The following is a 23,732-nucleotide window of genomic DNA, read 5'->3' as shown; positions in this document are numbered from 1 at the left end:
GCTGCAAAGGTGAGGCCCGTCGCAGGCCGAGGTGAGCGGTTCCGCCCCGCGGTCGCCCTTCCGCTGTGAGCCGTTCCGCTCCGCGGTCGCGGCGCACCCGCGGCCGCGTGCACCGTACGCTTGTGGGGTGATCGAGCGACGCGCGCGGTGGCGATCGGGCCTTGCCCTGACCGCCGTCGTCGTCGTGCCCGTGGTGCTCGCCTTCCTCAGCGGGCTCGCCACGGTCCACACCTGTCTGCCGGTCTCGGGCACGTGGGCCCAGATGGGCCTGCGGCTCGCGCTGCTGCACCCCGACGCCGCCTGCCCCCAGGGCACCCTGGCCGTCGGCGCCACGACGGGGCAGGCCATGACCGTCGTCGTCGCCGTCGCGGTACCTGCCGTGCTCGCGCACCTCGCGCTGATCAGCGGCGCCGCCGGCCTCGTCGGCTCGGTCCGGCGCGTGATCCTCGCCGCCGCGCACCGCGTCAGCCGCGCGCTGGCACCGTCGGCGCCGCGCCACCCCGACCTGCCAACCGCGCCCGGCCCCGTCGTGCGTCCCGCCGCCGTGCCGGTGCGGACCGTGGCCAGCCGCCGGCCGCACCGTCGCGGACCGCCGGTGCTCGCCGGGACCCTCGGCTGAGCCGAGCCGCGTCCCCTGCCGGCCCTCTCATCCTCTGCAACGACAGGAAGATCCCATGCCCAGCTCATCCTCCAACATGACCAAGGCCGAGCGCCGCGAGGCCGCCCGCGAGCAGGCCCGCCAGCTCCGCGAGGCCCAGGCCAAGCGTGAGAAGCGCAACCGCAACCTCATCATCGTCGGCGTGATCGCCCTCGTGGTGGTCGTCGGCATCGCCCTGTACGCGATCATCAGCCAGGGCACCAGGTCCGCCATCGAGTCGGTCGACAACGTCCCGGCCAACTCCTCCGTCGACGACGGCGGAATCCCCCTCGGCTCGGAGCTGGTCGCCGGCACGTCCAACGACGGCGCGCCGGTCCTGGACGTCTACCTCGACTTCTCCTGCCCGCACTGCGGGACCTTCGAGGAGGTCAACGCCGAGGACATCAACGAGGTCGTCTCCGCCGGCGAGGCGACTGTGGTCTACCACCCGGTGGCGATCCTGGACCGCACCGGCAACTGGTCGGGCTTCTCCGGCCGGGCCGCGCAGGCCGCCGCCGTCGTTGCCGACCAGGCTCCCGAGGCGTACAACGACTTCCAGTCGGCCCTGTTCGAGCTCATCGCCAACGCCACCAGCGCGGAGCCGACCGACGAGGAGATCGCCGCGGCCGCGGTCGAGGCGGGCGTGCCCCAGGAGGTCGCCGACACGCTGACGGTCCCGCTCGAGGAGCGCCCGTTCACCGAGTGGGTTCAGGCCACGACCCAGCAGTTCAGCCGCGACGGGTACTCCGGCACCCCGACCGTGATGATCGACGGCGACACCATCGAGCCCGAGCTCTGGGGTCAGCCCGGCGCCCTGGCCGAGGAGCTCCGCGCGAGCTGACCCCTGGGCCCGCCGCCGGTGCGGCGGCGGGCCCCCCCAGCGGTCTTCGCCGACCGGCTTCGGAACTGGGGGACGACGCGCGGCCGGCTCCCGGCCGTCAGGATGCGGTTCGCCGTCCGGCTGGCGTCGTGCCTCCGCCCCTGGTCGGCTCCTCGTCTTCCATAGATTGACGGGTGCCGTTGTCGTGGACGGGACGACATCGCGCGCCCACGACATGGCAGACTCGTCCCCGGTCTTGCCGCCTTAGCTCAGTGGTAGAGCACCCGCCTTGTAAGCGGACGGTCGTCGGTTCGAATCCGACAGGCGGCTCTGAAAGTGAGTTCAGGCAGCAGCCTGGACGGCGATCCGAGCGCAACGCATTGCGATGTGGTGGGCGCTCGCAATCGACGTGGTGCGGCGATCGCTCTCGAACGGGTGGCCATCTGCCGTCGACCTGGCTGGCCGATCGCCGTCGCCAGGAACCGGCGGGGTCGCCGTCGATCAGTCGCCGTCGACGACTGCTGTCAGGCGCTCGCGGTCGAGGATCGCGGTCCATCGACGGCCCGAGTCGATCACGCCCTCCTGGCGCAGACGGCTCATCACCCGCGACACCGACTCCGGCGTCGAGCCGGTCATGGCCGCCAGGTCGGTCCGGCTCAGCGGCACCTGCAGCAGCGTGCCACCACCACCGGGCCGCTCCTGACCGAGCTTGTCCGCCAGCCGCAGCAACGTCGTCGCGACCCGTTGGGCCACCGTCCCCGTGGAGATCTGCCCGACGTCGGAGCGTGCCCTGGCGAGCCGGCCCGCAACGTCGTCGAGCACCCGCAGCGCGACCTCGGGGTGCTCGGTGAGCACGGCGCGGAAGCCCGCAGGGTCGATCCGCAGGGCACAGGACGTGGTCAGCGCCTCGGCGTTCTCGCCGTAGACCGGCTCGCCCAGCGTGCCCAGGGCGCCGAAGAGGTCACCCGGCGTGAGGACGTCGGTGAGCACCTCATGCCCGCCGGGGGTGGGCTGGGTGATCTTCACGCGACCGGCGGCGAGCACGTACAGATGCTGCGCGGGCTCCCCGGCGGCGTACAGCGGGTCGCCCTCGGCCCAGGAGAGGGAGACCATCCGAGCGTCGATGTCGGCCAGCTGGTCCTGCGTGAGGCCGGTGAAGTAGGGGACCTGACCGAGCACCTGCATGCGGACCGGCAACGGGCAGTGGTGGGGCTGAGCACAGGTGCTGCGCAGCGGGACGTGGCGGCTCACGACCTCACCGTACGTCCGGCCCGTCGCGCGATGTCAGGACCCGGCCGGGGAGGTCTCGCTCACCGTGGCGACTCGTACGGGTCGGTGGTCAGACGATGCTGCCGGCGTCCTGGCCGGACTCGCCGTGGACGAAGTCGTCCTCGACGTCCGGTCCGGCACCGACCAGCTCGGCGTCCGGGCCGGAACGCTCCGCGTCGGTGCGCGGCGCCGCCGTCGCCCGGCCACCGGCGAGGACGTCACGGGCCGCGGCGCTGTGCGCGGGCAGGACGAGCCCGCGGTGGACGAGTGCGTCGGTGACCAGGTCGGGTCGCTGCCCGGGCTCGCGCGTGATCATGGTCCCCAGCTCCTCGGTCCGTGTGGGACGAACGGATGGTCTCCGGGTCGGTCGACCACCCATGGCCGCATGATGCTCCTTCAGGAGCCCCTCTCGCGAGCGGGGCTCGCCGGTCGGACGTCGCTGCCGGGCGGGAGACGCACCGATCGGCGCCCGTCGTCAGGCCAGCGACCAGTCGACCGGTTCGGCCCCGAGACGGGCGAGAAGGTCGTTGGCGCGCGAGAACGGCCGCGAGCCGAAGAACCCGCGCGACGCGGAGAGAGGGCTCGGGTGCGCCGAGGTGATGACCGGCGTCGAGCCGAGCATCGGCGTCAGGGTGGCGGCGTCGCGGCCCCACAAAACCGCCACCAATGGGCCCGGTCGGGCGACCAGGGCGTGGATCGCGTGCTCGGTGACCTGCTCCCAGCCCTTGCGGCGGTGTGACGCCGGCGCCCCGGGACGCACGGTGAGCACCCGGTTGAGCAGCATGACGCCGTGCCGTGCCCACGGGGTCAGGTCACCGGTGGTGGGCACGGGCAGGCCGAGGTCGTCGTGGAGCTCGCGGTAGATGTTCTGGAGGGAACGGGGCACCGGTCGGACGTGGGGCTGGACGGAGAACGACAGGCCCATCGGGTGGCCGGGCGTCGGGTAGGGGTCCTGGCCGACGATCAGCACCCGCACTTGGTCCATGGGGTACGTGAACGCGCGCAGCACGTCCGTGCCGGCGGGCAGGTAGTCGTGACCTGCGGCGAGCTCGCCGCGCAGGAAGTCGCCCATGGCGTGGATCTGCGGCTCGACCGGTGCGAGCGCGCGGGCCCATCCGGGGTCGACGAGGTCGGCTAGCGGAGCGGCGTGCACGGTGGCGAGGGTAGCGGGGACCTGCGGCCCGCCCCGAGGACGTCCCGGCGTGGCGCCGCGCCGACGGAATGACACGCTTGTACTTCGCCCTCTAGCATGGGCACGGCCCCGCTGTGGCGGGGGCACGCCGACGTTCCTGGAGGAGAGATGGCCGCAGCGCACGCGCACGCCCCGCACGCCCCCACCCCGGGCGACGCCGCACCGTCCCTGACCGAGACCGAGCGGGAGATCCTCGGGTTCGAGAGGCAGTGGTGGAAGTACGCCGGTGCCAAGGAGACCGCGATCCGCGAGCTCTTCGACATGAGCGCCACGCGGTACTACCAGGTCCTCAACCAGCTCCTGGACTCCGAGGCGGCGCTCGCCACCGACCCCATGCTCGTCAAGCGGCTCCGCCGGATGCGCGCCTCCCGCCAGCGGGAGCGCAGCTCGCGCCGGCTGAGCAGCCCGCTCTGAGTGCCGGGTCGGCCCGCGGTGGTCTGACCGGATAACCTGCACACCGTGAGCATGCACAACCGCGAGGACTACCCCGAGGACGAGTTCGACGTCGCCGGCCGCGACCGCATCCCCCAGGGTGTCCACCGCGGTGCCCGCCCGATGTGGCGGACGCTGCTGCCGATCGTCGCGATCGTGGTGCTCGCGCCGCTCCTCGCGTGGGGTGCGATCAGCCTGCTGGGCGGCGCCGGCGAGGAGGAGCCGCCGCCGACGGCCACCACCGCCGGCGAGGAGACAGACCCGGCCGGGGAGCCCACGGGCGGTCCGACCGGGGAGCCGACCGACGGCGCAGCCACGGACGAGCCGACCGACGACGGCGCCACGGACGGCGAGCCCACCGACGAGCCCACCGACGGCGCCGGCGGTGACGTCCAGCTCGACGCGAGCATCGTCGTCCTCAACGGGGCGGGCATCAACGGACTGGCCGGGGAGGCCGTCACCGAGCTCTCCGGCGCCGGCTTCACCGGGGGCTCGGCCGCCGACTACGCCTCGGCCGCGCCGGCCAGCACCACGCTCTATTACAACAACGCCGAGCTGCAGGCCACCGCTGAGGAGGTCGCCGACGTGCTCGGCATCACCGATCTCGTCGAGTCCGCCAGCGCCACCCAGACCGTCGACATCGCGGTCGTGCTGCGCGCCGACTTCGCCGGGTAGCCGTGCCGTCGCCGCGCGAGGTGCACGACGCCGTCGTCGTCGGCTCCGGGCCCGGCGGCCTGGCCGCCGCGGTCACGCTGGCTCGCGCCGGGCTGGACGTCCTCGTGCTGGAGGCCCAACCCGTCCTCGGTGGCGGGGCGCGCACCCTCGACCTCGGCCTCGCACCCGGCCTCGTGCACGACGTCTGCTCGGCGATCCACCCCCTCGCGCTCGCGAGCCCCTTCCTGCGCGCGTTCGACCTGCGGCAGCGCGGCGTCGAGCTCGTCGTGCCCGAGCTGTCCTACGCGCAGCCGCTCGAGGGCCGTGACGCCGGCCTGGCCTACCACGACCTCGAGCGCACCGTGGCCGGCCTCGGCGCCGACGGAGCCGCCTGGCGCCGTCTGCTCGGCCCGCTGGTGGAGCAGGCCGACGCGACCGTCGCGCTCGGCCTCGGCGACCACCGCTCGATCCCGCCGGAGGTGCTCAGCCCCGGCGGTGCCCAGGCCGCCGTCTCCTTCGGTGCCGCGCTGCTCGAGCAGGGGACGAGGTTGTGGGACGCGCGCTTCCGCGGCGACGTCGCCCCGGCCTTGCTCAGCGGCGTCGCCGCCCACGCCATCACCACCCTGCCCTCGCTCGCCGGCGCCGGGACCGCGCTGCTGCTCGGCTCGCTGGCGCACTCGGTCGGCTGGGTGATGCCGGTCGGCGGCAGCCAGGCCATCACCGACGCCCTCGCCGCCGACCTGACGGCGCACGGCGGGCAGGTGCGGACGTCGTCGCCGGTGACCACCTGGCGCGAGCTGCCCCGGGCACGGGCGTACCTGTTCGACACGACCCCGCGAACCCTCGTGCAGGTGTGGGGCGAGCGGATGCGCCCCTCCGTGCGCAGCGCCCTTGAGCGCTTCCGGTACGGCGACGCCGCCGCGAAGGTCGACTTCGTGCTCTCCGGCCCCGTGCCCTGGGCCGACGGGCGCGTGGGCGGCGCCTCGACCGTGCACGTGGCCGGCACCCGCGCCGAGATGGTCGCGGCCGAGGCCGACGTTGCCGCCGGGCGGCACGCCGAGCGCCCGGTGACGCTGCTGTCCGACCCGAGCGTGGCCGCCCCGTCCCGGGAGGTCGCCGGCCTGCGCCCGCTGTGGACCTACGCGCACGTGCCCGCCGGGTCGGACCGGGACGTCACCGAGGCGGTCGCTGCGCAGATCGAGCGCTTCGCTCCGGGCTTCCGCGACGTCGTCGTGACCTCCCGGTGCATCCCCGCGTCGGAGATGTCCGCGCACAACGCGAACTATCCCGGCGGTGACATCGCCGCCGGTGCGGTCACCATGCCGCGGATGGTGACCGGGCCACGGTTCGCGTGGCATGCCTACGACGGCGGCGTGCCGGGGGTGTACCTGTGCTCGTCGTCGACCCCGCCGGGTCCGGGCGTCCACGGGATGACCGGCTGGTTCGCGGCTCGACGGGCCCTGAGGCAGCGGTTCGGGATCCGCACCGCGCCGGAGCTGGGACCCGCCGGCTGACCGGCGGCGACGCCTCAGACGACGACGTCTCAGGCGGCGACGAGCGGTGCCCGCAGCGGCCACTGGTCGCCGTCGAGCACGGTCTGCACGGCGGCACCGGTGGTGGCGTTGACCAGCACCGGGGCGAGCAGGTTCGCGGTGTGCGGGATCTCGCCGGCGGCGGGGTGGACGACGACGAGGACGGTCGGGGCCGCGCCGTCGAGACCCAGCTCGGCCAGGGCCTCGGCGTCGAGCTCGGGCGTGTAGCCGGGGAAGAAGGGCGCCGGGTCGAGCAGGAAGAGCCGCGTCTCGGGCGACTCCTTGCTGCGCAGGGTGAACAGCTGACCGGAGGCGTCCAGCGGCGTCAGCACGAAGCGGTGCAGGTCGCCGAGGCCGGGCGGGGGAGTGGTGAAGGTCAGCTCGGTGCCGGTGGTGCCCGTCTCGGTGGTCGGGGTGCTCATCGCAGGAAGTCCAGCAGGCTCGGCTGAAGGGTGCGCTGGGTGGCGCTGAGGGCGGCCTGGTAGGCGACCTCCTGCATCTTCAGCTGCACGATCGTCTCGGCGAGGTCGACGTCCTCCACGCTGGTGAGCTGGCTCTGCAGGGTGACCTCGCGGGCGGAGATGGCCTCCTGCGCCTCGAGGACCTGCTTGTAGCGCGTGCCCATGGCGGCCACCTCGCCGAGCATGGCGTCCATCCGCGTGTCGATCTCGCTGAGCCGTCCGCCCACGTCCACCCCGTTCCGCAGGTCGGCCGCGATGTTCCCGAGCAGGGCGAAGACCGACTCGTCGCCGTTGCCGAACACCGTAGCGCCGTCGGAGTCGACCCGGACGGTGGTGTTGTCGGCGATCCGACGCTCGACGCCGCCGGTCCCCGCGCCGGTGAACGTGTAGACCGGGACCGTGCGCTCGTCGGGCGTGCCCGCGTCGATCACGGTCTCGGTCATGGTGAACGCCTCGCCCGCGTTCGACGTCCCGGCGAAGACGGACCGGCCGAGGTAGGTCGCGTTGGCCTGTGCCCGTAGCGCCTCGGCCGTCGCGTCCAGCTCGGCCGCGAGCGCGTCCCGGGCGGTCTGGCTCAGCGAGCCGGAGCTGGCGCCCTGCACGGTGAGGTCGCGGGCCTGGCGCAGCAGCGAGGTGGAGGAGAGCAGCGCGGTGTCGACGGTGCTCAGCCAGCCGACGGCGTCGGCCGCGTTGCGGGCGTGCTGCGCCGTCGCCCGCTGGTCGCCGCGGATGCGCATGGCGTCGACGGTGCCGGCCGGGTCGTCGGAGGGCTTGGTGATCGCCTTGCCCGAGGACGCCTGCTGCTGCAGCTCCGACATCCGTGAGAGGTTGCTCTGCAGGTGCCGCAGCGTCGCCTGCTGCATGCCCTGCTGCGTGATGCGTCCGATCATGGCTACCTCCCGACCACGCCGGTGCGGTTGATGAGTGTGTCGAGGGTCTGGTCGATGGTGGTGAGCACGCGGGCCGCAGCCTCGTAGGCGCGCTGGCTGGCGAGCAGGTTGACCGTCTCCTCGTCCAGGTTCACCCCGGCCTGCGAGAGCATGAGTCCCTCGGCCACCGCCCGGGTGGTCTCGGCGTTGGCGGCCCGCTGGCCGGCGGTACGGGTCTGCACGCCGAGGTCCACCACGGCCTGCGACCAGATCTCGCTCGCACTGCCGGTCTCGTTGGTGAGCTGGGAGATCCGGTCCGCGACCGACCCGTCCAGGGGCCCGTTGGCCGGATCGGCGACGGCGATGTGCATCGGGTCCGTGATCGCAACGCCCAGGCGCAGCGCGGCGGGCAGGGCGGCCAGCTCGGCGGGCAGGGCGCCATCTTCCGGGAAGCCGCTGAAGAAGTCTCCGCCCTCTGTCGTTCCGTCGGTCCGCAGCGCGCCGCGGTGGAGCGAGTTGACCGACGTCGCGAGCTTCTCGGCCACCCTGTCGTACCCGGCGGCCACCCCCGCGAGGACGCCGCCGTTGCCGTCGGCGTCTGCCGGTGCGAGGACGGTGAGCAGGCCGGAGAGGCGCCCGCCGCCGGCAGTGATGGGGGAGCCGGATTCGGCCCACGCGAGCCGCACCGGACCGCTGTGCGGGTCGACGGCGTCTCCCGCGGTCCACCCGGTCAGGCCGTCGAAGTTGTGGGCGCCCTGCACCGTGATGTGGTTGGCCGAGTCACCGCGCACCAGGGCGTTGCCGCCGACCATGACGTCGACCGTGCCGTCGTCGTGGTGGCGGACCTCGCCGCCGACCAGCGAGGACAGGGCGGTCAGCAGCTGGGCGCGCTCGTCCATCAGGGAGTTCGGGCTGCCGCCGGAGACGGTGACGGCCCGGATGCGGGCGTTGAGGTCGGCGACGGCGTCCGCGGCGGTGTTCACCTCGACGGCGACGGCGTCGGCCTGGGCGCGGGCGGAGTCCCACTGGGAGGCGACGTCGCGGTAGCCGGTAGCGATGCGGGTGACGAGCGAGGTGGCGTTCTCGAGGAGGACCGCCCGGGCGGCCGGGTCGTCCGGGCGGTTGGCCACGTCCTCCCAGGACGTGAAGAACTCGGACAGCTGGGCGGCCAGTCCGTTCTCACCGGGCTCGGCGAGCGTCGTCTCCACCAGCGACAACGCCTGGGCGACGGTGGCGAGGTGGGCGGACGAGGACGTCTCCTGCCGGAGCCGAGCGTCGAGGAAGATGTCGCCGAGCCGGTCGATCGAGAGCACCTGGACGCCGCCGTTGACGGCGTTGCCGGTGCCCGCGAAAGAGACCGCCGCCGAGCCCTCGAGGCCCTGCAGGTTGGCGCGCTGACGCGTGTAGCCCGGCGTGTTGACGTTGGCGATGTTCTGCCCGGCGACGTCGATCGCCTGTCGGTGGGCGATCAGGGCCGAAAGGGCGCCGTTCAGGCCGGAGAAGGTACTCATCGGCGTTCCTCAGGAGGTCTCGTCGAGCAGCTGTGCGCCGGCGGAGGGCGGCGTGGTGGCTCCGGTGGGGTCGTACGTCTGCACGCTCTCGTGCAGACCCATCAGCGTCTCCTGCGTCGCCCGGTGGGAGCTGCTGAGGAGGTCGCGGTTGCTCTGGGCGAGGTCGGAGATCTCGCCGGTGATCCGGATGAAGGCTTCCCGGTGCTCGGAGAGGATCCCGTCCCAGGGGGCCGGCGCCGTCCGGGCGAGCTCCAGCAGCGAGGCGTCGGGGTCGACGCCCAGGGTGCCGGTGAGCGCGTCGATCTCGGCTGCGCGACCGAGCTCCGCCTCGCGGATCAGCTCGAGGACGTGCTCGACCTCGCGCGTGGCGAGCGGGAGCCGCGTGGTTCGTCCGCTGGTGAGCAGCAGCTGCTCGACCTCGAGCTTGAACACGAGCTGCTCGAGGAGCTCGCGCTCGCGCCAGAGGATGTCTGACAGGGCCTTCAAGGTCATGTCCACCTCCGTGCTCGCTGGGTCGTTGCGGTCGTACTCAGATCATCGACCAGGAATCGGCCGTTGTGAGAGGAACTGCCGGTCGGTTCAGGCTACGCCGCGGGCGACGGCGTACGCGTACCGGCGCCCGCCCGCTGGTCGCCGGCCCCGCACGAGATGCCGTGCCGGCGTCGTCGGACCTGCCCCGCCCAGTACCTCATCGAAATGACTCTGAGAACGTAAACATTCGGTATCCGAGCGGTGGAGTTGAGTCGAATCTCGTGTGATGCGCGCAACATTCTTGCTCGAGATGCTTGCCGTAGACCTTTGCGGTATGGGATCGTCCGCTTGTCTGAAGATCATGGCCCTCGGGGGACGGCGAGATCCGTGACGACGTGGTGTCCCGTATTTTCGGACATCCCGGTTCGGGCACTGTTGTTGTTGACCGCCAGTCCATGTTCGGGTCAGACCCGCGCGGACTTCTCGATGGAGCCTGACACGTGACGATCCGCCGCACCGAGCAGGACGAGCTCGCCGAGCAGGACCAACTCATCGTCGAGCACCTCCCCGTGGTGGGCTACCACGTGAGCGAGATGATCCGTCGCGTCCCCGCTCATGTGCAGCGCGACGAGCTGGCGGCGGCCGGGTCGCTCGCCCTGGTGCAGGCCGCCCGCGCCTTCGACCCCGAGCTCGGGGTCCCGTTCGGCCGGTACGCGGCCGTGCGGGTCCGCGGTGCGATCGTCGACGAGTTGCGCGGGATGGACTGGGCCTCCCGCGGCGCGCGGCAGCGTGCCCGTCAGCTGACCGCGACCTCGGACAGCCTCACTGCCGCACTCGGCCGGAAGCCCACCCGTGAGGAGCTCGCGGCCGCGATGGACATCGACGCGGCCGAGGTCGAGGCGATCCGCGGCGACGCCGAGCGTCGGGTGCTCTCCCTGGAGGCTGACGACTCGAACGTCGCCGGCACCCTCAGCAGCGACGCGCTCGGCCCGGAGGAGCGGCTGCTCGTCGACGAGAAGCTGCACTACCTCGCCGCCGCGGTGGTCGAGCTGCCGGATCGGCTGCGCCAGGTGGTGGAGGAGCTGTTCTTCCACGACCGGCCGGTCGTCGAGCTCGCGGCGGAGCTGGGCGTCACGCAGTCCCGGATCAGCCAGCTGCGCTCTCAGGCGCTCAGCATGCTCAAGGACGGCATCAACTCCTCCCTCGCCCCCGAGCTGGCGCCGGCGCCGGCACCGGCGCCCGGTGTGGCCGAGCGCCGTCGGCAGGCCTACTACGCAGCGGTGGCCGAGCGGGCCGCCGGTGCGGCGTCACGGAGCGCGGAGTCGCGCGTTCGTGCCGAGCGTCCGTCGCTGGTCGCCGACGCCGTCTGAAAACCTTCGCCAAACTCCTCACACTTCCTGGTTCCCGGCCGATCTAGCCGGTGACTGCCCACGGATGGGCTGTTTCAAGAACCGTCTTCAGGAAGAAGAAGAGCCATGGCATTCTCTGTCAACAACAACATCGCGGCGACGAACGCGTACCGCAACCTCGCCTCCACCCAGAACGACCTGAGCTCCTCCCTGGAGAAGCTCTCCAGCGGTTTCCGCATCAACCGCGCGGCCGACGACGCCGCCGGCCTGGCCATCTCCGAGGGCCTGCGCTCGCAGGTCGGCGGTCTCCAGGTGGCCGTCCGCAACGCCCAGGACGGCATCTCCGTCGTCCAGACCGCTGAGGGTGCGCTCACCGAGACGCACGCCATCCTCCAGCGGATGCGTGACCTGTCCGTCCAGGCCGCCAACACCGGTGGTCTGAGCGCCGACGCCAAGGGCAACATCCAGACCGAGCTCGACGAGCTCAAGGCCGAGCTGACCCGGATCGCGGACACCACCCAGTTCAACGGGACCAACCTCCTCGACGGCACCTACAGCGGCACCTTCCAGGTGGGGGCCAACGCCGGCGAGAAGATCGACGTGGACGTGACGCAGTCGATGAGCGCTGCGGGTCTCGGTGTCGACGCCATCGACGTCGAGTCCGGTTCGGCGACCTGGACCGCCGGCCCCGGTTCGGTCGACTTCGCTGCCGCGACCGCGCCCGCCACCGCGATCACGATTGCTCACAACGGCTCCACGCACGAGATCGACCTGACCGGGTGGGCGACCGGCGGCACGTCCACCGATGCGGCAAAGAACCACGCTCTGACGCAGCAGGCGTTCGACCGTCAGCTGTCGGGTACGCAGCTCAGCGCCAAGGTCGACGAGTTCGGCGGCGTCACGATCACTGGTCCCAGCGGCGCAGCCGAGACCGACGTCACCATCGCCGGGCTCACGGCGACCTACGCTGCGGACTCGGGCACCTCCGGCGGCGAGGCGGCTATCGGCGTCCTCGACGCCGCCATCCAGACCGTCTCGGACGTGCGTGCAGACCTCGGTGCCAAGCAGAACCGCCTCGACCACACGATCAACAGCCTCAACGTGTCGATCGAGAACCTGTCCGCCTCGGAGTCCCGCATCCGTGACACCGACATGGCTCAGGAGATGGCGAGCTTCACCCGCTCGCAGATCCTGTCCCAGGCCGGCACCGCGATGCTCGCCCAGGCCAACCAGATCCCGCAGGGCATCCTCCAGCTCCTGCAGTGATCATCGCCGGGCGCAGCCCGGTAGCGCACGGAGCATGATCGCGACCGGCGGCCTGTCCACCCGGACAGGCCGCCGGCCGCACAAGCAGGACCATCCCCACCACGGAAGGCGGACCGATGTCGAGCCTGGCCATCGACGGCCTGATCAGCGGCCTGGACACCACCAGCCTGATCAACAGCCTCATGCAGCTCGAGGCCGCCCCGCAGACCCTCCTGAAGAACAAGTCCTCCGAGGCGTCGCGGATCGTCAACGCCCTGCAGGCGCTCAACACCAAGGTCGCCTCCCTCGCCACCTCGGCCACGGACGCCGCCTCGGCCGAGTCCTGGACCAAGCAGACCGTCACCTCGTCCGCGGACTCCGTCACCGCCACGGCGGGCACCGGCGCCCAGCCCTCCACGCTCCAGCTCAAGGTCGACCGGCTCGCCACCGGCCAGGTCTCGATGACGAACCTGGCCGCACCCGGCGTCGACCTCGGCACGCCCCCCACCCTGACGGTGGTGCGCGGCGGCGAGATCTTCACCATCGAGGCGACCGGCAGCTCCGCCACCGAGATGGCGGAGGCCATCAACAAGGTCAAGGACCTCGGCCTCAGCGCCGTCGCCGTCCGCGTCGGCAACGCCGTCGACGGCGGGGAGCCCGAGTACCGGCTCCAGCTCTCCGGCGTGACCGGCGAGTCCAACGCGTTCGAGGTGTACGCCGGCGACGCCGTCGCCAACGGCCACATCGACTCCGACGGCAACGACCTGGGCTCCGCCGGCGCGGCCCGCCTCGTCGACAGCACCACCGCAGCCGTCAAGGCGCAGGACGCCCAGATCACCCTCTGGCCGGACGCGACCCTCGCCGAGGGCGAGGAGTACATCACCCTCACCAGCGGCACCAACAGCTTCGCCGAGGTCCTGCCGGGCGTCAGCTTCACCGTCAGCGAGGTCGCCGCCGAGGGGGACGAGCCGGTCACGCTCACCGTGGAGCGCGACGACGCCGCGTCCACCAAGATGGTCTCCGGACTCATCAACAACGTGAACCTCGTGCTCGCCGAGATCGCCTCGCGCACCAGTGCCACGACCTCCACCTCGGACGACGGCCGCGAGGTCGTCACCGGCGGCATCCTCTCGGGCAACAGCGCCGTGCGCGGTCTCTCGGACCAGGTCCGCTCGGCGATCTCCATGCCGGTGGACGGGCGTTCGCCCGCCGAGGTCGGCATCACCCTCGAGCGCTCCGGCGAGCTCACCTTCGACGAGGAGGCCTTCGCCGCCGCGCTCGCCGCCGATCCCGAGGGCACGCAGGCCCTCGTCGCCGCCATCGCCCAGCGCGTCGCCGACGTCGCGGACGGCGCCTCGGACCCGATCGACGGCACGCTCAGCCTCCAGCTCACCTCGCAGGAGGGGCGGGTCAAGGACCTCGGCGCGCAGATCGCCGAGTGGGACAACCGCCTCGCCACCCGCCGCATCGGCCTCGAGCGCACGTACGCCCAGCTCGAGGTCACCCTCTCTCAGCTGCAGTCGCAGTCCGACTGGCTCACCAGCCAGCTCTCGGGCCTGCCGCAGTGGAACACGAAGGACTAGGGGTCACCATGAACCAGGCCGCTCTGCTCAACCGCTTCCGCGCCGAGGCCGTCGCCACCGCCACGCCCGCCAAGCTCCTGACCATGCTCTACGACCGGCTGGTCCTCGACCTCGACCGGGGGATCGCCGCCATCGCGGCCGACGACCGGGCCGCCGTCAACACCCACCTCAACCACGCCCAGGACATCATCCACGAGCTGCGCGCCAGCCTGGACCTCGACGCCTGGGACGGCGCCCGCGGGCTGATGGACCTGTACAACTACATCTTCGTCGAGCTGGTCAGCGCGAACATCGCCCGCGACGCCGCCCGCGTCACCGCCTGCCGCGACCTGCTGATCCCGCTGCGCGACGCCTGGCACGAGGCTGCCGCCTCGACGACGGCGAACGGCGCCGCGGTCCCAGCGGCTCCTGCCGCCGCGCCGCGGGCGGCCGACGCGGCCACGGACCGGCGGATCGGGGAGCTCGGTGTCGCCTGACACGGCGGGACGTCCCGCCGTCGACGATCAGACGTCGGACGGTCCTGCCCGGTCCACCGCCGGGAACGGCATCGACGCACCGGCAGCCGCACCCGCCCCGGCTGATTCCGTGACACCTCTTCCGACCACGAGCCGCCCCGCCCCGGCCGGCTCTGTGACTTCCCGACCGGCGACGAGCGGCCCCGCCTCTGACGACCTGTTCCACGAGCGCTGGGTTGCCGCGCTGACCGCGCTCGAGGTCGACGTGGACGAGGCCGAGCGGTCGCTCACCGGCGACCACGTCCCGGCCGGCCGTGACCCGTGGACGCCGCCCGGCGGACTCGGCCCCCTGCCTGCCGCCCTGCGCACCCGCGCCGAGGAGCTGCTCGCGCGACAGCTCGAGGTCGCCCGGCAGGTCACCGAGGCCGCGAGCATGGGCCGTCGCCAGGCCCGGGCCGTCCAGGCCATGCGCGCCAACGGCCCCGCCCGTCCCGTCTACGTCGACATGGCAGGCTGACGTGGACGTCGAGTAACCCAGCGCGCCCCGACGGCGTACCCCAGACACCGGCCCGACGTCGGCGCCGGCACCGACCCGACGGTGGGCCGGGCGCCTGCCCCGGACAACGGCCCGGCACCAGGTCGACGGCGGCTTTACCACCACGGCGGCAGAGGCGCCACCGGACTGGATGGGGAGAACTCCCCATAAACCTCTCAACACCTTCTCGGGCCTGCCGATCGTTGAGGGCGAGCACGGATCGCTCACCGAGCAGGCCATGGATCGGCCGACACACCCGCGTCACAGATGGGGCTCTGCCGTGTTCGACTCCGTGGGATCGGTGGCCATGAGGAGTGCGCTCGACGCGCTCTCGCTGCGCCAGCGTGTCATCGCCGACAACATCGCCAACGCCCAGACCCCGGGTTTCCTCGCCGGCCGGGTCTCCTTCGAGGACGAGCTCGCGGCCGCCGTCGAGCGCGGTGACGGCTCGGTCCGCGGCACCGTCGAGCGCTCGCTCGAGCCCACCCGTCCGGACGGCAACAACGTCAACCTCGACACCGAGACGCTGTCCAACGTCGACACGAACCTGCGGTACCAGCTGGCCATCCGCTCGGTCGACGGCTCCTTCAGCGCCATCCGCACGGCGATGAGGACCAGCTGATGCCCACGTTCGACGCGATCGGCATCGCCGGCACCGGCATGACCGTCAGCCGGAAGTGGCTCGACGCCGTCAGCGACAACCTCGCGAACATGTCCACCGTCAGCGCCACCACCGACGACGCGTTCCAGGCCCGCTACGTGGTCGCGCAGAGCGTCGAGTACGGCGAGCCCGCCGGCGTGCAGGTGGCCGGCATCGAGCTCGGCGACGCCGAGGGCCGCCTGGTCCACGAGCCGGACCACCCGCTCGCCGACGAGGACGGGTACGTGCGCTACCCGGACATCGACATGGCCTCCCAGATGACGCAGCTGATCATGGCCCAGCGCGGCTACCAGGCGAACGCCGCCGTGGTGGACCGCGCCAAGGAGTCCTACACCGCCGCCCTGCAGATCGGGAAGAACTGATGTCCGTACCCTCCATCGGGGGCATCCTCCCCACCGTTCCCACGGCGCCGACCACGTCCCTCGCCGACATCCTCGAGCCGGGCGCACCGCGCTCGTCCGACGGCGGAGCCTCCTTCGGTGCGTCCCTCGCCGCGGCCGTTGACGGGCTGTCCGCCGCGCAGCAGGCCAAGACCGAGCTCGGCATCCGGGCCGTCACCGGTGACCTCGCCGACGTGCACGACTACACCATCGCCTCCACCGAGGCCGCCGTCGCCCTCGAGCTGACCGCCGCGATCCGCAACAAGGCGGTCGACGCCTTCAACGAGATCATGCGGATGCAGGCCTGATGCCCGCCGCGGTCACCGGCTTCTTCGGACGCCTCAAGAAGACCTGGGACGAGTTCAGCCTGCCCCAGCGCACCCTCGTCATCCTGGGGCTGGCCGTCCTCGCGCTCGGCGTCGCGGCCCTGGTGACCTGGACCAGCCGCCCCACCCTGAGCCCGGTCTTCACCAACCTCTCCGCCGAGGACGCGTCCGCCGTCGTCGACCAGCTCGAGGCCGAGGGCGTCACCTACGAGCTGGCCGCCGGCGGCTCGACGGTCCTGGTGCCCGCCGAGCAGCTCTACGACCTGCGGATCTCCCTGGCCGCCTCCGGGCTGCCCACCTCCCAGGACGGCTACTCCCTGCTCGACGACATGTCCATGACCAGCTCGGACTTCCAGCAGCAGGTCACCTACCAGCGGGCGCTGGAGGGTGAGCTGGCCCGCACCATCGAGTCCATCAACGGCGTCAACACCTCCACCGTGCACCTGGCCCTGCCCGAGGAGAGCGTCTTCGTCGACCGCGCGGTCGACCCCACCGCGTCCGTGTTCGTCCAGCTCGAGACCGGCGCCACGATGGACAACAACGCCGTGCAGGCGGTGGTCAACCTCGTCTCCTCCTCCGTCCCGCACATGGAGCCCACCGGGGTCTCCGTCATCGACGCCGAGGGCAGCGTCCTGACCGCGACCGGCGCCGGCGGACCAGGCGGCGGGGGTGACTCCGACTACGAGGACGGTGTCCGCGGCGCCGTCCAGGCGATGCTCGACCAGGTCGTCGGCCCGGGCAACGCCGTGGTCGCCGTCCAGGCAGAGTTCAGCCGCGACGCCACCGAGCGCGTCACGGAGACCTTCACCCCGGCCGAGGGGGCCCCGCCGCTGTCGGAGTCCACCAGCACCGAGGAGTACACCGGCGGCGGCCAGGTGGTCGGCGGCGTCCTCGGGCCCGACAACATCGCCGTGCCCAACGAGGGCGCGGAGGACGGCACCTACACCCGCGAGGACTCGGTGCTCAACAACCCGGTCAACAAGGTCACCGAGCAGACCACGATCAACCCGGGCGGCGTCAGCCGTCAGTCGGTCTCGGTGATCGTCGACGCCCAGGCCGGCGCCGGTATCGACCTGCTGACGCTCGAGCGCATGGTCACGGCCGCCGCCGGCATCGACGCCGAGCGCGGCGACGTCGTCGAGGTCTCCCGCATGGCCTTCGACTCCTCCGCCGCCGAGGCCGCCGAGGAGGCGCTGACCGCCGCCGAGGAGGCGGCCGAGGCCGAGCGCGAGGCCGCCCTCCTGCGTCAGCTGATCATCGCCGCCGTCGCCCTGGTCGTGGTGCTGGTCATCGCGGTCATGGTCCGCCGCGCCCGGCGCGAGCGCCGGGAGGAGATCGACCTCGCCGAGCTGCGCCTGCTCGAGGCCGAGAGCTTCGGCGAGCTCACCACCGGTGACGAGACAATGGCGCTCGACGCGCCGCCGGTCCCGGCCGCCCTGGCCGCCCGGCAGCCCACCGCCGCCGACGACGCCCGCGCCGAGATCGCCGCGCTGGCGACGGCCGACCCGGCGGTCGTGGCCAAGCAGCTGCGCGAGTGGCTGGCGGTGCGCCGATGAGCACCCAGCTCGCCCCCACGGGCGCCTCCGGGACGCTGACCAGCGCGCAGAAGGCGGCCGTCGTGCTGCTGCAGATCGGCCACGAGCGCGCCGCGAAGGTCCTCGCCGAACTCAGCCCCTCCGAGGTCGAGGAGATCACCGCCGAGATCGTCCGGATGGAGGAGGTTCCCGCCTCCACCGCCGACGCCGTGGTGAGCGAGTTCCACCGTCAGGTCACCACCGGTGAGCCGACCATCGGGCACGGCGGCCTCGAGTACGCCCAGCGTCTGCTCGAGGCGTCCTTCGGCGCCGAGCGTGCCGCCGGGGTGCTGGACCGGCTCTCCACCATGATGGCCGGGCAGCCGTTCGACTTCCTCCAGCACGCCGACGCCCGGCAGGTGCAGTCCCTCATCGCCGGCGAGCACCCGCAGACCGTGGCCTTGGTGCTCGCGCACCTGCGCCCGGACCGGGCCTCGGCGATCCTGGCGGGCCTCACGCCCGAGCTGCGCTCCGACGTCGCCCACCGCATCGCCCTGATGGAGCGCGCCTCCCCGGAGGTGGTGGCCATCGTGGCCGACAACCTCCAGCACAAGGCGACCAGCGTGCTCAGCTCCGGCGACCTCACCGCCGTCGGCGGGGTGCAGCCGCTGGTGGAGATCCTCAACCGCTCCGACCCGGGCACCGAGAAGCAGATCCTCGAGGGCCTGGGCGAGCGTGACGCCGCGCTTGCCGACGAGGTGCGCGGCCTGATGTTCACGTTCGAGGACATCATCCTGCTCGACGACCGCGCCGTGCAGCTCGTGCTGCGCCAGACCGAGATCTCCACCCTCGCCCTGGCGCTCAAGGGCGCCCCGACGACCGTCTCCGACAAGACCCGGCGCAACCTCTCCGAGCGTGCCCGGGAGAACCTCGCCGAGGAGATGGAGATGGCCGGCCCGGTGCGCGTCTCCGAGGTCCAGGAGGCCCGCGGCGCCATCGTCACGGTCATCCGCACGCTCGAGGAGAGCGGTCAGATCGTCATCCGCCGCGAGGGCGAGGACGACTATGTCTCCTGAGACCGCCTTCCTCCCGCTGGCCCTGCGCGCCACGGAGACCGCGCCCGAGGACGACGGCGCCACGTTCGTCCCGCTCGCCTTCCGGCCCGCTGAGCCCGCACCCGAGGACGACGGCGCCAGCTTCGTCCCGGCGCCCGTCGCCGCCCAGCAGCCCACCACCGAGTCGGCCAGCGGGTACAGCTCCGGCTACGCGGCCGGGTGGGCGGCCGGCACCCGGGCCGCGGCCCGTGCCGCGGCGGTCGAGCAGCGCAGGGCCGCCGAGGTCGAGGCGGTCCGTGCCGCCGGCCGGGCAGCGGACGCCGAGGCCGCACTCGCCGCCCTGGCCCGGGCCGCGGACGCCGCGCGCGACCGGTCCGTCCCCGTGGTGGCCGAGGCCACCCAGACCCTCGCGCGCGCCGCCGTCGAGCTCGCGGAGGCGCTGCTCGGCGCCGAGCTTGCCGACGGCCCCACCGCCGCGCGGACCGCCCTGGCCCGTGCCCTGGCCGAGCCGCACGGCGCCGACGTCGTGCGGGTGCGGCTGCACCCGGCGGACCACGAGCTGGTCGTGTCCGCGACCGACGCGGACCTGGCCGTGCCCGCCGGGATCGAGCTCGTCGCCGACGCGTCGCTCGCGCGCGGCGAGGCGGTCGGCGAGCTCGAGGCCGGCTACCTCGACGCGCGTCTGGGTACCGCCGTCGAGCGTGCCCGGACCGCCCTGGGGGTGGACCGGTGAGCGTGGCGACCACCCGGTGGGAGCGGGCCGTCGCCGCCGCCGCACCGCAGCGGGTCGGGACCGTCCGCTCCGTCGTCGGGCTCTCCGTGGACGTGGCCGGGCTGTCCTGCGCGGTCGGCGACCTCGTCGACATCGAGTCCGGCGCCGGGACCATCGGCGCGGAGGTGGTGGCCCTGGAGGGATCCGGCGCGCGCTGCATGCCGCTCGGCTCCCTCGACGGGCTGCGCGTCGGCGCCCCGGTGCGCTCGACCGGCACGCCGCTGTCGGTGCCCGTGGGGCACGCACTGCTCGGCCGGGTCGTGGACGGCCTGGGCCGGCCGATCGACGGCCGCGGACCCATCGTCACCTCCGAGCACGTGCCGGTCGCCGGGCAGGCGCCCGGAGCCCTGGACCGGGCGCGGGTCGACACCTCGCTCGAGCTCGGTGTCCGGGTGCTGGACACCCTGGTGACCGTGGGCCGGGGCCAGCGCATCGGCCTGTTCGCCGGCTCCGGCGTCGGCAAGTCGTCCCTGCTGTCGATGGTCGCCCGCGGCACCGAGGCCGAGGTCTCCGTCATCGCCCTGGTCGGGGAGCGCGGCCGTGAGGTCCGCGAGTTCCTCGAGGACGACCTCGGCCCCGAGGGTCTGGCCCGCTCCGTCGTCGTCGTCGCCACCTCCGACGAGCCGCCCGTTGTCCGCCTGCGCGCCGCCTTCACCGCCACGCGGATCGCGGAGCACTTCCGCGACGGCGGCTCGCACGTGGTCCTGATGATGGACTCCCTCACCCGGGCCGCCATGGCGCAGCGCGAGATCGGCCTCTCGGTCGGCGAGCCGCCCGCCACCCGCGGGTACCCGCCGTCGACGTTCTCGATGCTCGCCCAGCTCCTGGAGCGGGCAGGCACGGGCCGGACCGGCTCGGTCACCGGCATCTACACGGTGCTCGTCGACGGCGATGACCACAACGAGCCGATCGCCGACAGCGCCCGCTCCATCCTCGACGGCCACGTGGTCCTGGACCGCAAGCTCGCCGTCGTCGGGCACTACCCGTCGGTGGACGCCGTCGCCTCCGTCTCCCGGGTCGCCTCCCGGGTGACCGACCCGCAGCAGCGGGCCCTGGCCACCGCGCTGCGCTCCGTGCTCGCGGCCCGCCGCCAGGCCCAGGACCTCCTCGACGTCGGTGCCTACGTCTCCGGCTCGAACCCGCGGGTGGACGCGGCGGTGAGCCACACCGAGCAGATCGACGCCTTTCTGCGCCAGCGCATGGACGAGCCCGCACCGGCCGCCGGCTCCTGGGCGCAGCTCGCCGCGCTGGTGCACAGCATGGGGGTGGCGGCATGAGCCGGTTCCGCCTCGCCGGGCTGCTGCGTCTGCGCGACCTGCAGGAGGAGCAGGCCGCCGCCGAGCTGGCCGAGCGCACCCGGCGCCGCGCCGCCGCCGACGCCCGTGCCCAGCAGGCGCAGCGCCTGCTGGTCGGCAGCGAGATCGTCGGGGGCGACGCCGCCGCCTGGCGCGTGTCCGTCGCCACCCGCGCCGCCCGGAGCGCGGCCGTGGCCGACGCCCAGGCCGGGGCCGCCGCGGCCACCGCCGAGGAGGTCCGCGCCCAGGGGGAGTGGTCCACCGCCCGCCAGCGCAGCACCACCCTGGAGAAGCTCGCCGAGAAGCACCGCACCGCGGTGACCGAGGCGGAGAACCACAGCGAGCAGCTGACCCTCGACGAGCTGGCGGTCCAGCGCGCCACCCGACAGGAGGAACGATGAGCGGGATCGCCGCCGTGCACGCCCGGATCGCCGAGATCCAGAGCCAGATCCAGGCCGTCAGCTCCCCGCCGACGGCGGCCTCGGCCACCTCCGGCCAGGCCTTCGCCTCCACCCTGAGCGCCGCCGTCGCCACCGAGCAGGCTGCCGCCGTGCTCGGCGGCACCACCGCCGGAGGTGCGCTGTCCGGTCTCGCCGGGACGACGGGCCTCGCGGGTCTCGGCGGCCTCGCCGGTGCCGCCGGCACGACGACGACCGGCCCGACGAGCGGCCCGGCCCAGCCCGGCACCGGCGCGGCGCTGGTGGAGTCGGCCAAGAAGTACCTGGGCGTGCCCTACGTGTGGGGCGGCGAGTCCCTCGCCGAGGGCGGCCTCGACTGCTCCGGCCTGGTCCAGCTCGCGTTCAAGGACATGGGGATCGACGTGCCGCGGGTAGCCCGCCAGCAGATGCACATCGGCACCGAGGTCCCCTCCCTCGCCCAGGCCCAGCCCGGTGACCTGATCGTCACCCGCGGGGGCGGGCACATCGGCATCTACCTCGGCGACAACAAGCTGCTGCACGCCCCGCGCCCGGGCGAGCAGGTCGAGATCCGGGAGATGTTCGAGACCGACGCCACCATCGACACCATCCGTCGTGTGCTGCCGACCGGGGGCCCGGCGCAGACCGCTGCCGGCACGGTGGACGTCTCCCGCCTGGCGGTCGAGCTCGCGGCAGGTGGGCTGTGAGCATCTTGATCACGCCGGGCATGGTCGGGCCGGCCCGTCCGGGCGCCGGCCCCGGTGCCTCACGCGGCGACGGCGGAGCAGCCTTCGAGAGTGCCCTCGCCGCCGAGCTGGGACCCACGCGGTCGGCCAGCAGCGAACGGCCGGCGGCCGAGCGCTCGCGCAGCGATCGCACCGGGGCGTCGCGCACCGACGACGCGGCGACCGACCGACCCAGCCGGGATCCCCACGTCACCGAGCCGGCCCGCCAGGAGCCCGAGGGCGACGCGGCCGGCTCGGCGGGAGCGACCGCGGTCGACGGCGCCGCCGACGCCACGGCGGTCGACAGGGCCGCCGAGGCCACCGCGCCGAGGGCCGGGGCCGGCAGCGGCACTGCGACCGGCAGCGGGTCTGCGACCGGCAGCGGGACCGGCTCAGGTGCGGGGACCGGCTCGGTGGCCGGCACCGGCCCCGACGCAGCGGCCGTTGCTCCGGTAGCGGCCTCGACCACCGCACGAGGCACCGGGCCGAACGCAGCGGTCGTCGCCGGCGCCGGCGGGTCCGTCGCCGCAGCCGGCGGGTCCGTAGCGGTCGCCACCGCTCCCGCCGCGCTCGCCACCGCTCCCGCCGCGCTCGCCACCACCACCACCACCACCGGCGGCGGCACCGCGAGCTCCGCGGCGCACCCGTCCACAGCGTCCGGCGCGGCGGCCACCGTCGCGAGCGCCGGACCGACACCTGCGCCGAACGGCGTCGTCCCGGCACCCTCCGGACGGCCGACGTCGGCGGCGCAGGAGGCTCCCGGGTCCGCCGCCCCGCACCTCGGGGCGGCGGCCTCCGGCGGAGCCGGTGCTACCGGCCCGCTGGCCACCGGGGCCGTCCCCGCAGACGGCGCGACAGCCGTTGCGGACATGAGGGCCACGCCGTCCGGGGCCGCCGCGCCGGCTCCGGCCGGTCCGGCTGCCGGCGGAACCCTGACCGGTGCCGCCGCGCTCGCGCCGCAGGCGGATGCGGGTGCTCCCCTCACCGCACCGACGACCGGTGCCGCGGCGACCACCGGCCCGCCTGCCGGCGCAGAGACGACCGGTGCCGCGCAGAGCGCTGCCGCCGGTGCACCGGCCCCGGCCGCCTCCGCCACCCCGGCGGCCCAGCCGGCGTCGGCGCCGACCCCGCCGCCGGCGCGGACCGACGTGCCGCTGGCCGGTCAGCTCACGCCGGCGCTCGCCCGGCTGCGGACGGCGCCGGAGGGTACCCACGTGCTGAACCTGCGGATCGACCCCGAGCACCTGGGGCCGGTGCGGATCACCGCCCACATCGCCCCGGAGGGGGTGCGCATCGAGCTGCTCGGCGCCACCGAGCAGGCGCGCGAGGCACTGCGCGTCACCCTGACCGACCTGCGCCGCGACCTCGCCGCCACCGGTCTGCACGCCGACCTCGAGCTCGCGGAGGAGCGCGGCGGTGACGCGGCCGACTCGCAGCGCGGTCACGAGCCCGGTGATCCGGCGCCCACCGGTGCCCGCGGCACCACCCGAGCGGGTGACGCCACCGGCGCCGCTCCGCCGTCGCCCCGTCCTGTCCACCCCGGCACCGTCGACCTGTTCGCCTGAGGAGCCTC

Annotated in this window: 27 protein-coding genes and 1 tRNA gene; 21 read left to right on the top strand and 7 right to left on the bottom strand. The window is 73.6% G+C overall.

What is annotated here, in order from left to right; translation table 11 throughout:
- Positions 1-127: 127 nt before the first annotated feature.
- The 3 genes from GD748_RS02450 (at position 128) to GD748_RS02440 (ending at position 1,787) form a co-directional block, all read left to right on the top strand.
- Positions 128-619, top strand: coding sequence for a hypothetical protein (locus GD748_RS02450; RefSeq protein WP_152193602.1), 492 nt, complete (start codon positions 128-130; stop codon positions 617-619).
- 55 nt (positions 620-674) lie between these two features.
- The gene (locus GD748_RS02445; RefSeq protein WP_152193601.1) at positions 675-1,478 is read left to right on the top strand and encodes a DsbA family protein; all 804 of its coding nucleotides are present in this window, start codon (positions 675-677) and stop codon (positions 1,476-1,478) included.
- A gap of 237 nt (positions 1,479-1,715) precedes the next feature.
- A tRNA-Thr gene (locus GD748_RS02440) sits at positions 1,716-1,787 on the top strand.
- A gap of 171 nt (positions 1,788-1,958) precedes the next feature.
- Here the strand turns inward: GD748_RS02440 and GD748_RS02435 are convergent.
- The 3 genes from GD748_RS02435 to GD748_RS02425 all read right to left on the bottom strand — a co-directional run bounded on the left by GD748_RS02435 (position 1,959) and on the right by GD748_RS02425 (position 3,879).
- Positions 1,959-2,708: a Crp/Fnr family transcriptional regulator gene (locus GD748_RS02435; RefSeq protein WP_226920672.1), complete on the bottom strand. Its 750-nt coding sequence runs from the start codon at positions 2,706-2,708 to the stop codon at positions 1,959-1,961.
- Between the two features lie 88 nt (positions 2,709-2,796).
- Positions 2,797-3,042, bottom strand: a complete 246-nt coding sequence (locus GD748_RS02430) for a hypothetical protein (protein WP_152193600.1) — start codon at positions 3,040-3,042, stop codon at positions 2,797-2,799.
- A gap of 159 nt (positions 3,043-3,201) precedes the next feature.
- Positions 3,202-3,879 (bottom strand): uracil-DNA glycosylase, encoded by a 678-nt coding sequence (locus GD748_RS02425; RefSeq protein WP_152193599.1) that lies wholly within the window; start codon positions 3,877-3,879, stop codon positions 3,202-3,204.
- A gap of 147 nt (positions 3,880-4,026) precedes the next feature.
- On the opposite strand from GD748_RS02425, the gene GD748_RS02420 reads away from it, so the two are divergent.
- Genes GD748_RS02420 through GD748_RS02410 form a run of 3 tightly spaced genes read left to right on the top strand, consistent with a single transcriptional unit; the run spans position 4,027 to position 6,518 of the window.
- Complete coding sequence (locus tag GD748_RS02420; RefSeq protein ID WP_152193598.1) at positions 4,027-4,332, top strand: DUF3263 domain-containing protein; 306 nt, start codon at positions 4,027-4,029, stop codon at positions 4,330-4,332.
- Between the two features lie 51 nt (positions 4,333-4,383).
- Entirely contained in the window at positions 4,384-5,025 is a 642-nt protein-coding gene (locus GD748_RS02415) for a LytR C-terminal domain-containing protein (protein ID WP_226920847.1), read from the top strand.
- A 2-nt stretch (positions 5,026-5,027) separates the two neighbouring features.
- On the top strand, positions 5,028-6,518 hold the full coding sequence (locus GD748_RS02410; RefSeq protein WP_152193596.1) for a phytoene desaturase family protein: 1,491 nt from the start codon (positions 5,028-5,030) through the stop codon (positions 6,516-6,518).
- A 29-nt stretch (positions 6,519-6,547) separates the two neighbouring features.
- Here the strand turns inward: GD748_RS02410 and GD748_RS02405 are convergent, their stop codons facing one another.
- The 4 genes from GD748_RS02405 to GD748_RS02390 are packed head-to-tail and all read right to left on the bottom strand — an operon-like array spanning position 6,548 to position 9,869.
- Positions 6,548-6,958, bottom strand: a complete 411-nt coding sequence (locus GD748_RS02405) for a flagellar assembly protein FliW (protein ID WP_152193595.1) — start codon at positions 6,956-6,958, stop codon at positions 6,548-6,550.
- On the bottom strand, positions 6,955-7,887 hold the full coding sequence (gene flgL / locus GD748_RS02400; protein WP_152193594.1) for a flagellar hook-associated protein FlgL: 933 nt from the start codon (positions 7,885-7,887) through the stop codon (positions 6,955-6,957). The genes GD748_RS02405 and flgL overlap by 4 nt, the downstream gene beginning before the upstream one ends.
- 2 nt (positions 7,888-7,889) lie before the next feature.
- Complete coding sequence (gene flgK, locus GD748_RS02395; protein WP_152193593.1) at positions 7,890-9,377, bottom strand: flagellar hook-associated protein FlgK; 1,488 nt, start codon at positions 9,375-9,377, stop codon at positions 7,890-7,892.
- Between the two features lie 9 nt (positions 9,378-9,386).
- Positions 9,387-9,869, bottom strand: a complete 483-nt coding sequence (locus GD748_RS02390) for a flagellar protein FlgN (RefSeq protein ID WP_152193592.1) — start codon at positions 9,867-9,869, stop codon at positions 9,387-9,389.
- 479 nt (positions 9,870-10,348) lie between these two features.
- On the opposite strand from GD748_RS02390, the gene GD748_RS02385 reads away from it, so the two are divergent.
- From GD748_RS02385 to GD748_RS02315, 15 genes are all read left to right on the top strand, one after another.
- Positions 10,349-11,218: a sigma-70 family RNA polymerase sigma factor gene (locus tag GD748_RS02385; RefSeq protein ID WP_226920671.1), complete on the top strand. Its 870-nt coding sequence runs from the start codon at positions 10,349-10,351 to the stop codon at positions 11,216-11,218.
- A 105-nt stretch (positions 11,219-11,323) separates the two neighbouring features.
- Positions 11,324-12,463 (top strand): flagellin N-terminal helical domain-containing protein, encoded by a 1,140-nt coding sequence (locus tag GD748_RS02380; protein WP_152193591.1) that lies wholly within the window; start codon positions 11,324-11,326, stop codon positions 12,461-12,463.
- Between the two features lie 116 nt (positions 12,464-12,579).
- Positions 12,580-14,025: a flagellar filament capping protein FliD gene (gene fliD, locus GD748_RS02375; RefSeq protein ID WP_152193590.1), complete on the top strand. Its 1,446-nt coding sequence runs from the start codon at positions 12,580-12,582 to the stop codon at positions 14,023-14,025.
- 8 nt (positions 14,026-14,033) lie between these two features.
- On the top strand, positions 14,034-14,501 hold the full coding sequence (gene fliS / locus GD748_RS02370; protein ID WP_152193589.1) for a flagellar export chaperone FliS: 468 nt from the start codon (positions 14,034-14,036) through the stop codon (positions 14,499-14,501).
- Positions 14,502-14,655: 154 nt separating this feature from the next.
- Entirely contained in the window at positions 14,656-14,997 is a 342-nt protein-coding gene (locus GD748_RS02365) for a hypothetical protein (protein WP_152193588.1), read from the top strand.
- A 298-nt stretch (positions 14,998-15,295) separates the two neighbouring features.
- Positions 15,296-15,637, top strand: a complete 342-nt coding sequence (locus tag GD748_RS02360; protein WP_152193587.1) for a flagellar basal body rod protein FlgB — start codon at positions 15,296-15,298, stop codon at positions 15,635-15,637.
- Positions 15,637-16,038, top strand: coding sequence for a flagellar basal body rod protein FlgC (gene flgC / locus GD748_RS02355; RefSeq protein WP_152193586.1), 402 nt, complete (start codon positions 15,637-15,639; stop codon positions 16,036-16,038). Before GD748_RS02360 ends, flgC begins: the two co-directional genes overlap by 1 nt.
- Positions 16,038-16,364, top strand: a complete 327-nt coding sequence (fliE, locus tag GD748_RS02350; RefSeq protein WP_152193585.1) for a flagellar hook-basal body complex protein FliE — start codon at positions 16,038-16,040, stop codon at positions 16,362-16,364. The genes flgC and fliE overlap by 1 nt, the downstream gene beginning before the upstream one ends.
- Complete coding sequence (gene fliF / locus GD748_RS02345; RefSeq protein ID WP_152193584.1) at positions 16,364-17,938, top strand: flagellar basal-body MS-ring/collar protein FliF; 1,575 nt, start codon at positions 16,364-16,366, stop codon at positions 17,936-17,938. Before fliE ends, fliF begins: the two co-directional genes overlap by 1 nt.
- On the top strand, positions 17,935-18,972 hold the full coding sequence (fliG, locus tag GD748_RS02340) for a flagellar motor switch protein FliG (RefSeq protein WP_152193583.1): 1,038 nt from the start codon (positions 17,935-17,937) through the stop codon (positions 18,970-18,972). The genes fliF and fliG overlap by 4 nt, the downstream gene beginning before the upstream one ends.
- Positions 18,962-19,684 (top strand): FliH/SctL family protein, encoded by a 723-nt coding sequence (locus GD748_RS02335; protein ID WP_152193582.1) that lies wholly within the window; start codon positions 18,962-18,964, stop codon positions 19,682-19,684. The genes fliG and GD748_RS02335 overlap by 11 nt, the downstream gene beginning before the upstream one ends.
- On the top strand, positions 19,681-21,000 hold the full coding sequence (locus tag GD748_RS02330) for a FliI/YscN family ATPase (protein ID WP_152193581.1): 1,320 nt from the start codon (positions 19,681-19,683) through the stop codon (positions 20,998-21,000). Before GD748_RS02335 ends, GD748_RS02330 begins: the two co-directional genes overlap by 4 nt.
- Positions 20,997-21,419: a flagellar FliJ family protein gene (locus tag GD748_RS02325; RefSeq protein WP_152193580.1), complete on the top strand. Its 423-nt coding sequence runs from the start codon at positions 20,997-20,999 to the stop codon at positions 21,417-21,419. Before GD748_RS02330 ends, GD748_RS02325 begins: the two co-directional genes overlap by 4 nt.
- Positions 21,416-22,141 carry a C40 family peptidase gene (locus tag GD748_RS02320; RefSeq protein ID WP_193721672.1) on the top strand — a complete coding sequence of 242 codons (726 nt, stop codon included), beginning with the start codon at positions 21,416-21,418 and terminating at the stop codon, positions 22,139-22,141. Before GD748_RS02325 ends, GD748_RS02320 begins: the two co-directional genes overlap by 4 nt.
- Positions 22,138-23,724, top strand: coding sequence for a flagellar hook-length control protein FliK (locus GD748_RS02315; protein WP_152193579.1), 1,587 nt, complete (start codon positions 22,138-22,140; stop codon positions 23,722-23,724). Before GD748_RS02320 ends, GD748_RS02315 begins: the two co-directional genes overlap by 4 nt.
- The last annotated feature ends 8 nt before the right edge of the window (positions 23,725-23,732 follow it).

It is taken from the genome of Georgenia subflava, from assembly GCF_009193155.1.
Taxonomy (GTDB): domain Bacteria; phylum Actinomycetota; class Actinomycetes; order Actinomycetales; family Actinomycetaceae; genus Georgenia; species Georgenia subflava.
This window is presented reverse-complemented; position numbering and strand designations above follow the sequence as displayed.